General features: G+C 36.9%; 13 protein-coding genes and 1 tRNA gene. 4 read left to right on the top strand and 10 right to left on the bottom strand.

Annotated features, from left to right (window positions below; genetic code table 11):
• The first annotated feature begins 70 nt into the window (after positions 1-70).
• The gene (locus FHG85_RS06835) at positions 71-979 is read left to right on the top strand and encodes a hypothetical protein (protein ID WP_173074293.1); all 909 of its coding nucleotides are present in this window, start codon (positions 71-73) and stop codon (positions 977-979) included.
• On the opposite strand, the gene FHG85_RS06830 is transcribed toward FHG85_RS06835, so the two are convergent.
• A complete protein-coding gene (locus FHG85_RS06830; protein WP_173074291.1) occupies positions 976-1,302 on the bottom strand; it encodes a hypothetical protein in 327 nt (108 codons plus the stop codon). The two genes, FHG85_RS06835 and FHG85_RS06830, sit on opposite strands and share 4 nt — an antisense overlap.
• A 145-nt stretch (positions 1,303-1,447) precedes the next feature.
• On the opposite strand from FHG85_RS06830, the gene FHG85_RS06825 reads away from it, so the two are divergent.
• Entirely contained in the window at positions 1,448-1,912 is a 465-nt protein-coding gene (locus tag FHG85_RS06825; protein ID WP_173074289.1) for a thioredoxin family protein, read from the top strand.
• 81 nt (positions 1,913-1,993) lie between these two features.
• Here FHG85_RS06825 and FHG85_RS06820 read toward each other — a convergent pair whose 3' ends face one another.
• Positions 1,994-3,304 carry a tetratricopeptide repeat protein gene (locus FHG85_RS06820; RefSeq protein ID WP_173074287.1) on the bottom strand — a complete coding sequence of 437 codons (1,311 nt, stop codon included), beginning with the start codon at positions 3,302-3,304 and terminating at the stop codon, positions 1,994-1,996.
• 18 nt (positions 3,305-3,322) lie between these two features.
• Positions 3,323-5,818, bottom strand: a complete 2,496-nt coding sequence (gene gyrA, locus FHG85_RS06815) for a DNA gyrase subunit A (RefSeq protein ID WP_173074284.1) — start codon at positions 5,816-5,818, stop codon at positions 3,323-3,325.
• A 185-nt stretch (positions 5,819-6,003) separates the two neighbouring features.
• Between gyrA and FHG85_RS06810 the strand changes: the two genes are divergently transcribed.
• Together FHG85_RS06810 and tpx are read left to right on the top strand one after the other, a co-directional pair.
• The gene (locus FHG85_RS06810; protein ID WP_173074282.1) at positions 6,004-8,541 is read left to right on the top strand and encodes an ATP-dependent Clp protease ATP-binding subunit; all 2,538 of its coding nucleotides are present in this window, start codon (positions 6,004-6,006) and stop codon (positions 8,539-8,541) included.
• Between the two features lie 180 nt (positions 8,542-8,721).
• The gene (gene tpx, locus FHG85_RS06805) at positions 8,722-9,225 is read left to right on the top strand and encodes a thiol peroxidase (protein ID WP_173074280.1); all 504 of its coding nucleotides are present in this window, start codon (positions 8,722-8,724) and stop codon (positions 9,223-9,225) included.
• 66 nt (positions 9,226-9,291) lie between these two features.
• On the opposite strand, the gene rimO is transcribed toward tpx, so the two are convergent.
• From rimO to FHG85_RS06770, 7 genes are all read right to left on the bottom strand, one after another.
• Positions 9,292-10,596 carry a 30S ribosomal protein S12 methylthiotransferase RimO gene (gene rimO / locus FHG85_RS06800; RefSeq protein ID WP_173074278.1) on the bottom strand — a complete coding sequence of 435 codons (1,305 nt, stop codon included), beginning with the start codon at positions 10,594-10,596 and terminating at the stop codon, positions 9,292-9,294.
• Positions 10,597-10,603: 7 nt separating this feature from the next.
• Complete coding sequence (gene ftsY / locus FHG85_RS06795) at positions 10,604-11,566, bottom strand: signal recognition particle-docking protein FtsY (protein ID WP_173074276.1); 963 nt, start codon at positions 11,564-11,566, stop codon at positions 10,604-10,606.
• A gap of 88 nt (positions 11,567-11,654) precedes the next feature.
• Complete coding sequence (locus tag FHG85_RS06790; protein WP_173074274.1) at positions 11,655-11,807, bottom strand: DUF4295 domain-containing protein; 153 nt, start codon at positions 11,805-11,807, stop codon at positions 11,655-11,657.
• 11 nt (positions 11,808-11,818) lie between these two features.
• Positions 11,819-12,001 carry a 50S ribosomal protein L33 gene (gene rpmG, locus FHG85_RS06785; protein ID WP_173074272.1) on the bottom strand — a complete coding sequence of 61 codons (183 nt, stop codon included), beginning with the start codon at positions 11,999-12,001 and terminating at the stop codon, positions 11,819-11,821.
• 18 nt (positions 12,002-12,019) lie between these two features.
• Positions 12,020-12,253 (bottom strand): 50S ribosomal protein L28, encoded by a 234-nt coding sequence (gene rpmB / locus FHG85_RS06780; RefSeq protein ID WP_173074270.1) that lies wholly within the window; start codon positions 12,251-12,253, stop codon positions 12,020-12,022.
• Between the two features lie 206 nt (positions 12,254-12,459).
• Positions 12,460-13,677, bottom strand: a complete 1,218-nt coding sequence (locus tag FHG85_RS06775) for a competence/damage-inducible protein A (protein WP_173074268.1) — start codon at positions 13,675-13,677, stop codon at positions 12,460-12,462.
• Between the two features lie 44 nt (positions 13,678-13,721).
• Positions 13,722-13,795: transfer RNA gene (locus FHG85_RS06770), tRNA-Thr, on the bottom strand.
• Positions 13,796-13,894 lie beyond the last annotated feature (99 nt).

The following is a 13,894-nucleotide window of genomic DNA, read 5'->3' as shown; positions in this document are numbered from 1 at the left end:
TTATCTAATTTTTTAAATTTATAATACAAATTTAGCACTTTTAAGTTATTCATTACAAATCAGTTAATCGATGTTCAAGGAAGGGGAGTGGTACAATTTCACAGTAGAAAAATTTATTCAGCTGCCAAATAGCAATTCCTACCTTTTAGTTCATGAAAGTGGTAAAAGACTACTCCTTCCAGCAGAATATTATGTTAAATACAATATAGTTGTTGGGGCTCAAATTAGGTGTAGGGTTGATAAAATAAACTGTACCGGGCAAATATTTTTAGAACCAGAACATCCTTTTTACGAAATCGGAAAATCTTATAATTTTGAAATAGTAGAGGAGCAATCAACTCCTATAAAAGGAATTACAAATGTAGTTGTTAGGGATGTTTTTTCTAATAATCTGACCTTGCTAGTACCTAGCAAATCTTTTGACTCAAGGCTTACTGCTTCTTCTGTTTTCACAGTTGTAAATATTAAAAAAGGTTTACCAATTCTCTCATTTCCAGCCTCAAAACATCAATGCAAACATATAGCAGCTGATTCCAAGATGGTTGAAATGACCCTTGTTGGTACCATGTTGATACAAGGCGAGGAGTATTATGTTTTACAAACCGAAACGGAGTGTTTTAGCTTACTCAAAGTCAAGCACTATAAACACTATAACCTTGTTAAAAATGAAGTAGTTAGGGCAATTTTCAGAGGTTATAGTGATAACGGTTTTTTAAAGGTTGACCCAGTACATCCTTACTATCAACTAGGAAAGACTTACGACTTTATAGTTAAAGGAGTAGAAAACGGTTTAAATTTTGACGAGGGGTATAACAAAAGCATTGCTGTTGTTTACGATAAGTTTGGGATGAAATGTGGAGTTAAAATTGATAACGCGGTAGCAATAGGAGAGAATATAAAATGTAGGGTTGTAGGGTATAGAAAAGGACGACCTCAGCTTGAAGTCGTCCCTAAAGAACAGAAAGATAATTCTTTTTAATCATCAAAACTATCCGTATCGTCATCTACTGCGATATCTTCTGGGAAATCATCTCCATCACTACCAATGGTATCATCACTATCGCCACCAAACAGATCTTTATCTTCATCTTCATCCTTAATTTTGGTGTCAATCTTTACAGGTACTTTAACCAGGTATATAGCATCTTCGGTTTCTAAAGTAACTGCATGAAAGAAATCGCCGTTGGGCTTTGTAACCTTAAAAACTGATTCCTGATACCCATAAGGATATGCCTCCCTAAACTTCTTAAGTAGGTCTGGCGTTAGCTTGTTCAAACTAATAGCAGCTCGTTTTTTATCCATAATCCTTTCTCTACTAATTTTCCGCAATAATAATTCAAAAATTGTTATTCAAAACCTTATTGCAAGATTTTTTTAGAAGATTTTTTTAACAAGAAATACCCAAAAATATTTATTATTGAGGTTCAATAACAAAAACTTTTTAATTATGAAGAGATTAAGTTTATTAGTACTTTTTTCTGTAATTACAGCAGTTACTCTTGCTCAGGTCAAGATATATGACCCCAAGGCAAATGCTGCTCAGGATATTCAAAATGCTATTAACATTGCAAAAAGAGAAGGAAAGAATGTCTTAATTCAAATTGGAGGTAATTGGTGTCCATGGTGTGTTAAACTTCACAATTTCATAAATGCTGATTCAACAATCAAAACTATTTTACATGAGAATTATGTAGTTGTTAAAGTAAACTATAGCAAGGAAAATAAAAACCTTGATGTTTTAAAGCGACTCCAAAACCCTCAACGATTTGGTTTTCCGGTGATTGTCATTTTAGATTCAAATGGAAAAAGAATTCATACACAGGATACAGGATTACTTGAATCTAGGAATGGTTATGATTCAAAAAAGGTACTGAACTTCCTTAAGAACTGGACCCCAAAAGCAATAAAATAAATGTCGTATAATTAATATTATGTTAAATATAGCGATTTACATTAAAGCCCCATTTTGGGGCTTTAACTATTATTTAGTTGATTACTGTAGTTCTTTCAACTTATTAACGCACTCCTCATATTTTGTTTTCATCTCAGGGTTTTCGTTGCGGAAACGGAAGTAAATATTTTTAAGGGCCTCTAGAGCTTCTTTACTTTGAGGATTAGCTTTGTAAGCGCCTTCCATGTAAGGAATTGCCTTTTTAAATTCTGCATTCGCTTTATCCATTAATGCATCATACTTTTCTAGCTCTTTTGCAGGCACCTTATTGGCTTCTTCAATGTATTTAACTCCCCTATTGAAATACAAGGCTCCAAGGTTGTAATATGCATCAAAAAAGTTAGGATCAAGCTCTATTGCCTTTGTATAGCATGCAACTGCATTGTCAAAATCTTCTAGTCTATCGTATAAAGTACCTTTAGCAAAATGCAATGATGTGTTATTAGGCTCATTTTCAATAGCCTTATCAATATAGGTTATAATTTTTGCAGGATCTTCTTGCTTATCGATATAATGACTAATAAGAGCAAAAAGAATGTTGGTATTTTTAGGGAATTTCAAAAAGCCTTGTTCTAGATACTTAAGACCTTCATCAGCTTTACCTAGGTTTTTATAGGCGTCATAAATATTATAGTAAGCCGATCCTTCAGATGTGAATTCTAATTCAATTGCTTTTTGGTAAAATGGAATACATTCTTCCAAGAGATTACCAAGCTGTGCAGATAGTCCAGCATAGTAATAAATAGCAGTATCCTTGTGGTTTAACAGAGGGTTTTGACCAATCTCAATAACCTTTTTGAAGAATTCAAAAGCTTCTTTATACTTTTTCAAAGTATATGCATTTGAACCCTCGTTAACATATAGACCTTTTAGTTTTGTAAGATCTTCAGCAATCTTTTTATCACTCTTATTTTTAGCATCAAGTTCTTTAGCTTTAATAAAGCTTTCATATGCTAGATCGAGTGGTTTTTCTACTACTGGTTTAGTTACCTCCCAGCGTTCAAGTTTTCCTTGATTGAAATAAAATGTAACACGATCAAAAATATATTTATCAATTACTGCTCCATCTTCCTCAATTTGCTCTTTTTTTAACGGATTACCTACTACAAGCATAAAGGTGTTGGGGTCCATACCAACATATGCTCTTAGAATCTGAGCATCATATACATCCATGTAAAGTTCACCTAATTTAATCCAGGTTTTAGGTTTAACTCCCTTTTTAGGATGCTGGGTTTCCATTTTCCCTTTTTCGACTTTAGCCTTTAGCTGATCGAAATTTATTTCTTTGGAGGTTTGGGCTGTAACTGTTACAGCGGCAACCAGAATTGAAAAAATAATTGATATTCGTTTCATAAATTGATTTGTTTATGGTTATTCATCTATTGTTTGTTCATTTACGGAATCAATTTCAGTTTCTTCGTATTCCTCAGCAGCCTCAACATTTGCGATTGCTGCTATGGAATCATTTTTTCGAAGATTGATTAGTTTAACACCCTGAGCTGTTCGTCCTAGCACCCTTAATTCTTTGACTCTTAAACGAATAGCCAATCCGTTTTTAGTTATTATCATTAAATCATGATTATCGTCTACTGCTTTTATGCTAATTAGTTTTCCAGTTTTGGGTGTTACTGTTATCGTTTTTACCCCTTTTCCTCCCCTATTAGTTATGCGATAATCTTCAAGTTTGGAGCGTTTACCATAACCATTCTCCGAAACAACTAATATTTCTGTTTCTTCTTTTTCTTCAACACAAACCATGCCAACGATGAAATCGCCTTCTGAAAGGCTCATTCCACGAACGCCACTTCCTGTCCTTCCAATTGCTCTTACCTTGTTTTCTGGGAATCTTATTGCTTTGCCTTCATGCGCAGCAAGAATAATATGGTTATGGCCATTGGTCAGGCAAGCTTCTATGAGCTGGTCACCTTCCTTAATGGTAATAGCCATTACCCCGCTTTGGCGTGGCCGGCTGTAAGCTTTTAGGGATGTCTTTTTTATTATCCCATTTCGAGTGCAAAGTACTATATAATTGTTTTCAATGTATTCCGGGTCATTTAATGTTTTTACATTTATATAGGCACGTATAGCATCATCATTTTCAATGTTAATAAGGTTTTGTATTGCTCTTCCTTTGGATGCCCTTGTACCCTCTGGTATCTCATAGACTTTCAACCAGTAGCACTTACCTTTTTCGGTAAAGAAAAGCATGGTGTTATGCATGGAAGCAATGTAGATATGCTCAATAAAATCTTCATCGCGGGTAGTGCTACCTTTAGAGCCTGTACCTCCCCTGCCCTGTTGCCTATACTCATAGAGCGGAGTACGCTTTATGTAACCCATGTGAGAAATAGTGATTACTACTTCTTCGTCTGCATAAAAATCTTCAGGGTTAAACTCTTCGGCATCAGGTACTATTTCAGTTTTTCTATTGTCGCCGTACTTTTCTTTAATCTCAATCATCTCATCCTTGATGATTTTCTTTTGAAGCGATTCATCTTCAAGGACTTGTGTTAGATAAGAGATTAATTTTTGAAGTTCTTCGTATTCCTGCTTAACCTTATCTCTTTCTAGGCCAGTTAAGCTCCTTAATCGCATATCAATAATTGCTTGGGCTTGCACATCCGTTAACCCAAAGCGTTCAATTAGCTTTTCTTTTGCCTGGTTTGGCGATTCAGCAGCTCTAATCAGGCTTATTACCTCATCAATATTATCAATTGCAATTAGTAAGCCTTCGAGGATGTGAGCGCGTTTTTGAGCTTCGTTTAGCTCATACCTGGTCCTTCTGAGAACAATTTCATGGCGATGTTTAATAAACTGTACAATTAAATCTTTCAGATTTAACTGTTTGGGTCGTCCATCAACTAGTGCGATGTTGTTTATAGCAAAAGTTGATTGTAGCTGTGAGTGTTTGAAAAGGTTATTTAGTACAACATTAGCAACTGCTTCCTTTTTAAGAATTATTACTACCCTAGTACCATTCCTGTCGGATTCATCGTTAATGTAACTAATACCTTCTATCTTTTTTTCGTTAATAAGGTCGGCTATTTTTCTAATCATTTCGGCCTTATTAACCATGTAGGGGATTTCGGTAACTATTATTTTTGATCTGCCGGAATCGGTTTGCTCAATTTCGGTTTTAGACCTAATTACTACCCTACCCTTACCTGTTTGATAAGCATCCCTAACTCCTTGATATCCATAAATAATGCCACCAGTTGGAAAATCAGGTCCCTTAACATAGTTCAATAGCTCATCAACTGTTATTTCTGGATTGTCGACAGTAGCGCAGATTGCATCAACAATTTCATTCAGGTTATGGGGTGGCATATTGGTAGCCATACCAACAGCAATACCCGATGAACCATTAACAAGCAATAGGGGAATTCTAGTTGGAAGAACCGTAGGCTCTTCAATCGTATCGTCAAAATTTAGCTTAAAATCTACAGTATCTTTATCGATGTCCGATAGAGTTTCCTCGGCAATTTTTGTAAGCCTAGCCTCGGTATATCGCATTGCAGCAGGACTGTCACCATCAACGGAACCAAAGTTTCCTTGCCCATCTACAAGAGGATAGCGCATTGACCAATCCTGAGCCATCCTTACCATAGCATCGTAAACTGATGAGTCGCCATGAGGATGGTATTTTCCTAAAACCTCACCAACGATACGAGCCGACTTTTTAAAAGGTTTACCAGCATTTAGACCCAAATCGGCCATGCCATAAAGTACTCTTCGATGCACTGGTTTTAACCCATCTCTCACATCTGGCAATGCTCGCGAAACTATCACCGACATTGAATAATCAATGTACGATGATTTCATCTCCTCCTCAATATTAATAGGTATAATCTTTTCTCCTTCAGCCATAAACAATACCTTATAAAAAAATTTCGATTTAAAATTTAACGTGCTAAGATAACTATTTTAGCCTTAAATTTGAAGGAATTTTTATCGTTGTTAGCATTTTATTAAAAAAATACTAAATTTATTAACAAATCCATTGAATTTACGTTATTGTCTATTACTTTAGTACTGTTTATAGAGATAATATTATGGAACAAAAGTTTTCGAAAAAAATTAAAGATGTGTTGTCTTATAGCCGTGAGGAGGCTGTAAGACTAGGGAATAGCATTTTAACCCCCGACCACCTCTTTTTAGGAATACTACGGGATGGTGAAGGAGAAGCAATTAACATTCTGCTTTCAGAGGGAATTGATTTAAGTGATATCAAGAAATCAATAGATAATCATTTGCTCCAACTTGCCGATGGTGAGGCAATTTCTGAGTCTGATGACATTACGATATTTAAAAGTACCGAAAGAGTTTTAAAAATTGTTGTCTTAGAAGCACGTTCTTTAAAAAGCGATACAATTAATACTGCTCACCTCTTACTTGCAATTCTTAAAGATGAGTCGAGTTACATTACACAGCTTCTAGAAGAACTCGATATAAAGTACGACACCGTACGAAAGCGTTTAACGGTTGAAAACTCTGATGATAAGGGTGAATTCCCTAGTGGCGGAGAAGAGGATGAAGGCGATAGTGGATTTTTTGGAGGAATGGGCAGACCAGGTCAAGCGTCTTCAAAATCATCCGACACCCCAGTACTTGATAATTTTGGGATAGATTTAACTAGGGCAGCTGAGGAAGGACGGCTTGACCCTATAATAGGTCGTGATCGTGAAATTGAACGAATAGCACAAATACTTAGTAGACGTAAAAAGAATAATCCAGTGCTTATTGGGGAGCCTGGCGTTGGAAAGTCTGCTATAGCAGAAGGACTTGCCTTGCGTATTGTTAAAAAGAAAGTATCTAGAGTACTCTTCAATAAGCGTGTAGTGGCTTTAGATTTAGCCTCAATTGTTGCAGGTACAAAATACCGCGGGCAGTTTGAAGAAAGGATGAAGGCAATCCTAAATGAGCTAACCCGAAATCCAAATATCATTCTATTTATTGATGAGATACACACCATTGTTGGCGCAGGTGGTGCAACTGGTTCCTTAGATGCTGCAAACATGCTTAAACCAGCCCTAGCAAGGGGGGAGCTGCAATGCATTGGAGCTACAACCCTTGACGAGTATAGGGAGCATATTGAAAAGGATGGTGCGCTAGAACGTAGGTTCCAAAAGGTAATGGTTGAACCTACTTCGCCTGAAGAAACCATTGAAATTCTTAACAACATTAAAGAGAGGTATGAGGACCATCATAATGTAACCTACACCGATGATGCCATTGAGGCGTGTGTAAAGCTAACCATGCGTTACATTTCCGATAGGCATCTGCCCGATAAGGCTATTGATGCTATGGATGAGGCAGGATCAAGGGTTCATATTTCTAATATCAAAGTCCCTGAAAACATTGTTAAGCTTGAGAAACTAATTGAGGATACCAAAAAAGAGAAAATAAAAGCGGTTAAAAACCAAATGTTTGAGCTAGCAGCCAAGTTTCGTGATAATGAGAAAAAACTCATTGAGCAGCTAGAATCGGAGCAGGAGCGTTGGGAAAAAGAGCTGGCTAAACACCGTGAGACGGTGGATGCCGAAAAAGTGGCCGAAGTGGTAGCAATGATGACAGGTGTTCCTGTTCAAAGAATAGCCCAGGCAGAAGGTGCTCGACTGCTAAAAATGGCCGATGAGCTTAAACGCTCCGTAATTGGTCAGGATGTTGCAATAGAGAAGATTGTTAAAGCAATTCAACGAAATAGAGCAGGTCTAAAGGATCCCAACCGGCCTATTGGCTCATTCATCTTCCTTGGTCCAACTGGTGTAGGTAAAACACAACTTGCTAAAGTTCTAGCAAAATACCTTTTTGATACTACCGATAACCTCATCAGAATCGACATGAGTGAGTACATGGAGAAGTTCTCTGTTTCTCGCCTTGTTGGAGCTCCTCCAGGTTACGTTGGATATGAGGAAGGTGGACAACTTACCGAAAAGGTTCGACGTAAACCCTACTCAGTTGTCCTGCTCGATGAGGTTGAAAAGGCTCATCCCGATGTTTTCCATCTACTATTACAAGTTTTAGATGAAGGGCAACTTACCGATAGTTTAGGTAGAAAAGTTGACTTTAAGAATACCATTATTATTATGACTTCGAATATCGGAACACGTGAATTGAAAGATTTCAGCAAAGGGGTTGGCTTTGCCACAAAAGCAAAAACAGAATCACAATCCGATTATGAGAAGAGCATAATCCAGAAAGCGCTTAAAAAGGCATTTGCTCCTGAATTTTTAAATAGAATTGACGATGTTGTAATGTTTAACTCGTTGACAAAGAGCGATATTCATAAGATAATTGACATTGAACTTAAAGGTTTATTTGAGCGTATTACTGCACTGGGATATTCCGTGAAGATATCGCCTGCAGCTAAGGACTACATTACAGAAAAGGGCTATGATGTTCAATATGGCGCAAGACCTCTTAAGAGAGCTATTCAGAAATATTTAGAAGATCCTCTTGCTGAAGTTCTTATTAAGAGCGATGCCAAACCGGGAAGTACTTTTCAGGTAGGTTATAGCAAGAAAAATGATGAAATTACGATTAAAACAGTTAATGCTGAGCAAGAACTTGCAAACCAGGACGGTGAATAGCGTTGTATTTCTTTATTGAATATAAGAGAGGCTGATTCAAAACCGAAACAGCCTCTTTTTTTCAAGTTAAATTTTTTGAGTTTAAGTTATATGCATAAAATATGCTTGATTTTTTTAATTTAGAAAAAACATTTTCTTGTTATAGTTGTTACTATATAAACACAAAAAAAATAATTAAAGATGAAAACAATAACTTTCGGTGGCAACCCAGTTACTCTTGTTAATGAGCAAGTTAATGAAGGAGACAAAGCTCCTGATTTTAATGCAATTGACAATTCGCTAAAACCCGTGAAACTAAGCGACTTTAAGGGTAAGGTTAAGCTAATTTCAGTTTTCCCATCTATTGACACCAGCGTATGCTCAGTTCAAAATCATAAATTTAACGATGCAGCATCGAGTTATGGAGATAAAGTTGCTTTTATAGCCATTTCAAACGATTTGCCCTTTGCTCTTAAGCGCTTTTGCGGAGCTGAAGGAATTAACAATCTTGTTACACTTTCCGACCATAGGGATGTAGAATTTGGAACCAATTATGGTTTTTTGATAAAAGAATTGCGCTTGCTTGCTCGTGGAGTCGTGATTATTGATAAAGACGATGTAGTTCGGTACGTTGAATATGTTCCGGAAATTACTCAAGAACCAAACTATGATGCTGCGCTTAATGCTTTAAAAGAATTGGTTTAAAGTGCTTATTATAAACAATATAAGCCGTTAATTTATTTAACGGCTTTTTTATATTTGCTAAGTAGCTTAAATAAATTCGCCATAAAGATCGTATTCCAATGCATCAGTGATTATGACCTCCTTGAAGTCTCCAGGAGCTATTCCTGAGCTTGGAATATTTGAGGCATTTACCAGAACTTCTTGGTCTACTTCTGGAGAATCGTATTCTGTTCTACAGATGAAATAATCACCTTCAAGCCTGTCGACAATAACTCTAAACTGTTTACCAATTTTTTCTTTATTTAAATCGAATGAAATTTCTTGTTGAACAGCCATTAGCTGCTCGGCGCGTCGTTGTTTCTCTTCAGCCGGAATCGAATCGGTGTAATTTATTGCGGCATAGGTATCCTCCTCTTCGGAATACTCAAACACTCCTACACGATCAAATCGGAATGCTTTAATAAAGTCGATTAGCTCATTAAAGGCTTCCGGGGTTTCACCTGGATGCCCTATAAGGAAAGTAGTTCGAATAGCAATATCGGGAATACGGTTCCTAATTTTATTTATCAACCTTACAGTTTCGGTACGGTCAACTCCCCGCCGCATCATCCTTAGAACTTCAGAATTTATATGCTGCAAAGGAATATCAAGATACTTACATATTTTGGGATTTGAACGAATTTCTTCTATGAGTTCATCAGGAAAACCAAATGGGTAGGCGTAGTGCAGCCTAATCCACTCAATTCCATCAATTCTACTTAGCTTATTAAGAAGTTCCGATATTTTGCGTTCCCCATAAATGTCTAGCCCATAGTAGGTGGTATCCTGTGCAATAACAATTAGCTCCTTAACACCTTTTTGGGCCAGTATTGTTGCCTCTTCAACCAGCGATTCTATGGTTCTTGATATATGCTTGCCTCTTATTAGAGGAATGGCACAATATGAGCAGCCCCAGTTACAACCTTCCGAAATTTTAAGGTAGGCATAATGGCTAGGTGTTGTAAGCTTGCGTTCAACTAGCGCCCTATGGTTATGCTCCGTATTTAGCTCCTTTAAAATTTGAGGTAAATCCGATACACCATAAAAACCATCAACCTCAGGAATTTCATTCATTAGGTCTTTTTTATATCGCTGTGAAAGGCATCCCATTACATACACCTTGTCTACAAAGCCATTTTTCTTGGCGTTTACAAAATCGAGTATGGTGTTAACCGACTCCTCTTTGGCATCGCCAATAAAACCACATGTGTTAATAACAACTACTTTAGCAGATGTATCGTTAGAATCGTGAACGACCTCCCAATTTCCAAGCGAAAGCTGGTGCATAAGCAGCTCGGAATCCACAATATTTTTGGAACACCCTAAGGTGACAATATTAATCTTTTTCTTCATTTAATGGCTAAACGTTACGGAAGAGGGACTCAACAAATTCTGTTCTATCAAAAATTTTTAAATCGGTCATTTTCTCTCCCACACCAATGTATTTAACAGGAATCTTGAACTGGTCTGAAATTCCTAGCACAACCCCACCCTTAGCAGTTCCATCGAGTTTGGTTAGGGCCATTGCAGTAACATCGGTTGCTGAGGTAAACTCCTTGGCCTGCATAAATGCATTCTGGCCAGTTGAACCATCCAGAACAAGCAGAACCTCGTGTGGCGCATCGGGAAGTAACTTTTGCATTACCCTACGAATTTTAGAAAGCTCGTTCATTAGGTTTACCTTGTTGTGCAAACGGCCAGCAGTATCAATAATTACAACATCGATATCGTTAGATACTGCAGATTTTAGGGTATCAAATGCAACGGATGCCGGATCGGCTCCCATTTGCTGTTTAACAATAGGTACATCTACCCTTTCGGCCCAAATGGTTAGCTGATCGACAGCGGCTGCACGAAAAGTGTCAGCTGCACCAAGTAAAACCTTTTTACCCTGATTCTTGAACATGTATGCCAGCTTTCCAATGGTTGTCGTTTTTCCAACACCATTTACACCTACAACCATTATAACATAAGGCTTTGTAGCTTGCACGGGATCTTTAGATTCAGGTGCTGTGTTCTCAGCAAGCATCGATAATATTTCGGACTTCAGAATATTATTAAGCTCCGATGTGTTAAGGTATTTCTCCTCTTTAGCGCGTTTTTGAATCCTTTCAATTATCCTGAGTGTGGTTTCAACACCAACATCAGCAGAAATTAGGCTCTCTTCCAAATCGTCTAAAACATCATCGTCGACTTTTGTTTTTCCTGCTACTGCTCTAGATATTCGCTTAAAAAGATTCTCCTTAGTTTTAGCCAATCCTTGATCAAGTGAATTATCATTTGAGGATTCTTTACCAGAGCCGAATAAATTAATAACTCCCATTTAGTTTCCTATTTTTTTTGCTAATATAACAATAAAAGCTTTCCGATAAAACGAAAAGCTTTTACTGCATCAACATATATGAGAATAACTATTTTTGCTTGAAGAATTCTGCTGATTGAGATTTATCCATCATTTCTTCTTTAAAGATGTAAGCACCTGTTTTAGGTGATTTAACCATCTTTATGCATTTAACGCGGTCTTTTGTGCCTTTCTGAAGTGAAGCAACTGTTTTCTTAGCCATATCCTACAGTGTTATTTGATTTCACGATGTAGTGTTACCCTTTTAAGAATAGGATTATATTTGCGACGCTCTAACCTATCAGGGGTATTCTTTTTATTTTTGGTGGTAATATACCTAGATGTTCCTGGCATACCACTCTCCTTGTGCTCAGTACACTCTAATATCACTTGTACTCTATTACCTTTCTTTGCCATCTCTTAAAAAATTTAAAGTTAGATTTGACCTTTTTTTTCGAATTTTTTAAGGGCATTTTCTAATCCTAGCTTGTCTATAGTTCTCATAGCAGCTGCGCTTACCCTTAATGTAATCCAACGGTCTTCACTTTCAAGATAAAACCTTTTGGTTTTTAGATTTGGTAGGAATCTACGTTTTGTTCTTCTCTTAGAGTGGGAAACGTTGTTTCCTACCATTACTTTTTTCCCAGTTAGTTGACAAACTCTTGACATCGCTGTATATTTTACCGTTTTTATTATTTTCAAAACAGAGCGCAAATTACGTCATTATTTGTGAATTAATCAAATATTTTAGAAAAAAAAATCATAAATATTAACTTATTTTGTATTGAATTTATTGATACCGCAAAATGTCAAATCTTTATATAACTGATTTATAGAGATATAAATATCATCTTCTATATTGTTTGATAAATACATCAAAGTAACTTAAGAACTTCAAATAGAGCAGTATATGATGCCCTTTGAATATTTATCTCTCTTAAATTACCAAATGTGTACAGTTTAACCACTCGTTTAGTTTTAGAGGCTACGCCAATCCATGTGGTTCCAAGAGGTTTCCCTGGGGTTGCACCTGTTGGGCCTGCAATGCCAGAAATAGCAACAGCTATGTCGGAGTTATAAACCTTAAAAACCCCATCGAGCATAGCGTTAACGGTTTCTTTGCTAACGGCACCATGGTTTTCCATAATAGAAACGGGTACACCAAGCACCCGATGTTTTATCTCGTTAGAATAAGCAACAATGCCACCGTTAAAAATATCGGAACTACCTGGAATCTTGGTTATAAGATGTGATAGGTATCCACCAGTACAACTTTCGGCTACGGCTAACACCTTTTTTTCTTTTCTGAGTCTTTCAGAAACAATTTTAGGGAGAGTATCGTCATTTAAGCCGAAAACGTGCTCTCCAAGTCTCTTTTGAAGCTCTTCAGCAAAGAAAGTCAACTTGTCTTTGCTTTTTGAGGTAAGCCTAATTCTTATACCCGATGGACTGGGTAGATAGGCTATTTTAACATCGTTGGCTTTAAGTTCTTTTTCAAAATCAGCTAGTTTATCAGAAAGGAATGACTCGGGAATGCCGAAAGTATTTATGGTAACCCTAGAAAGTTTCTGATGCTGTAACCTTTTATTTAGAAATGGAAGAAGTTCATCATTAAAAATTCCTTTCATTTCGAATGGTACGCCTGGAAGCGTAACCAAAATATGATCCTTTGTTTCAAAAAGCATTCCTGGAGCAGTGCCATACCGGTTAACTAAAGGTAAACATGATGATGGCACTAAAGCTTGTTTTTTATTGGTTTCAGTAACTGGTATGCCCCTTTTGCTGAAAAGATGTTCAATATTGCGTAACGATTCTTCATGAAGCACAAGCTCTCCCCCGTATAAATCGGTAAGGGTTTGTTTAGTTATATCATCACTAGTAGGTCCTAGTCCTCCAGTCGTAATTATAAAGCCGTTTTTATCTATTAATGAGCTAATTGCCGCTTTAATCGCAGTTGCTTCATCTGGAATAGTTACAATGGTTGTAATGGTGAATCCTAATTCTGTGAGTTTTTCTGCCAGCCATGCAGAATTGGTATCTACTACCTGTCCAATAAGGAGTTCGTCTCCGATTGTTATGATTGCAGCCTTCATGCCAATACCATATTAAAAAAGGGATAGGATTACCTACCCCCTTGAGCCTCTCACGGGATTTGAACCCGCGACCTGCGGTTTACGAAACCGCCGCTCTAACCAGCTGAGCTAAAGAGGCATTTTGTTTCGCAAAAATATTAATTAGTTGTTAAAGTTCAAAGACCCTGAATAGAGATATTAAAGTGATGCAATAAAAAATAACTTAGTATCGCTTTTT

The sequence above is a fragment of the Tenuifilum thalassicum genome (genome assembly GCF_013265555.1).
Taxonomy (GTDB): domain Bacteria; phylum Bacteroidota; class Bacteroidia; order Bacteroidales; family Tenuifilaceae; genus Tenuifilum; species Tenuifilum thalassicum.
This window is presented reverse-complemented; position numbering and strand designations above follow the sequence as displayed.

Bases quoted from the DNA above. Each gene is read 5' to 3' on its own strand.
- FHG85_RS06835 (WP_173074293.1), top strand. From the start codon at position 71: ATGTTCAAGGAAGGGGAGTGGTACAATTTCACAGTAGAAAAATTTATT.
- FHG85_RS06830 (WP_173074291.1), bottom strand. From the start codon at position 1,302: ATGGATAAAAAACGAGCTGCTATTAGTTTGAACAAGCTAACGCCAGAC.
- FHG85_RS06825 (WP_173074289.1), top strand. From the start codon at position 1,448: ATGAAGAGATTAAGTTTATTAGTACTTTTTTCTGTAATTACAGCAGTT.
- FHG85_RS06820 (WP_173074287.1), bottom strand. From the start codon at position 3,304: ATGAAACGAATATCAATTATTTTTTCAATTCTGGTTGCCGCTGTAACA.
- gyrA (WP_173074284.1), bottom strand. From the start codon at position 5,818: ATGGCTGAAGGAGAAAAGATTATACCTATTAATATTGAGGAGGAGATG.
- FHG85_RS06810 (WP_173074282.1), top strand. From the start codon at position 6,004: ATGGAACAAAAGTTTTCGAAAAAAATTAAAGATGTGTTGTCTTATAGC.
- tpx (WP_173074280.1), top strand. From the start codon at position 8,722: ATGAAAACAATAACTTTCGGTGGCAACCCAGTTACTCTTGTTAATGAG.
- rimO (WP_173074278.1), bottom strand. From the start codon at position 10,596: ATGAAGAAAAAGATTAATATTGTCACCTTAGGGTGTTCCAAAAATATT.
- ftsY (WP_173074276.1), bottom strand. From the start codon at position 11,566: ATGGGAGTTATTAATTTATTCGGCTCTGGTAAAGAATCCTCAAATGAT.
- FHG85_RS06790 (WP_173074274.1), bottom strand. From the start codon at position 11,807: ATGGCTAAGAAAACAGTTGCTTCACTTCAGAAAGGCACAAAAGACCGC.
- rpmG (WP_173074272.1), bottom strand. From the start codon at position 12,001: ATGGCAAAGAAAGGTAATAGAGTACAAGTGATATTAGAGTGTACTGAG.
- rpmB (WP_173074270.1), bottom strand. From the start codon at position 12,253: ATGTCAAGAGTTTGTCAACTAACTGGGAAAAAAGTAATGGTAGGAAAC.
- FHG85_RS06775 (WP_173074268.1), bottom strand. From the start codon at position 13,677: ATGAAGGCTGCAATCATAACAATCGGAGACGAACTCCTTATTGGACAG.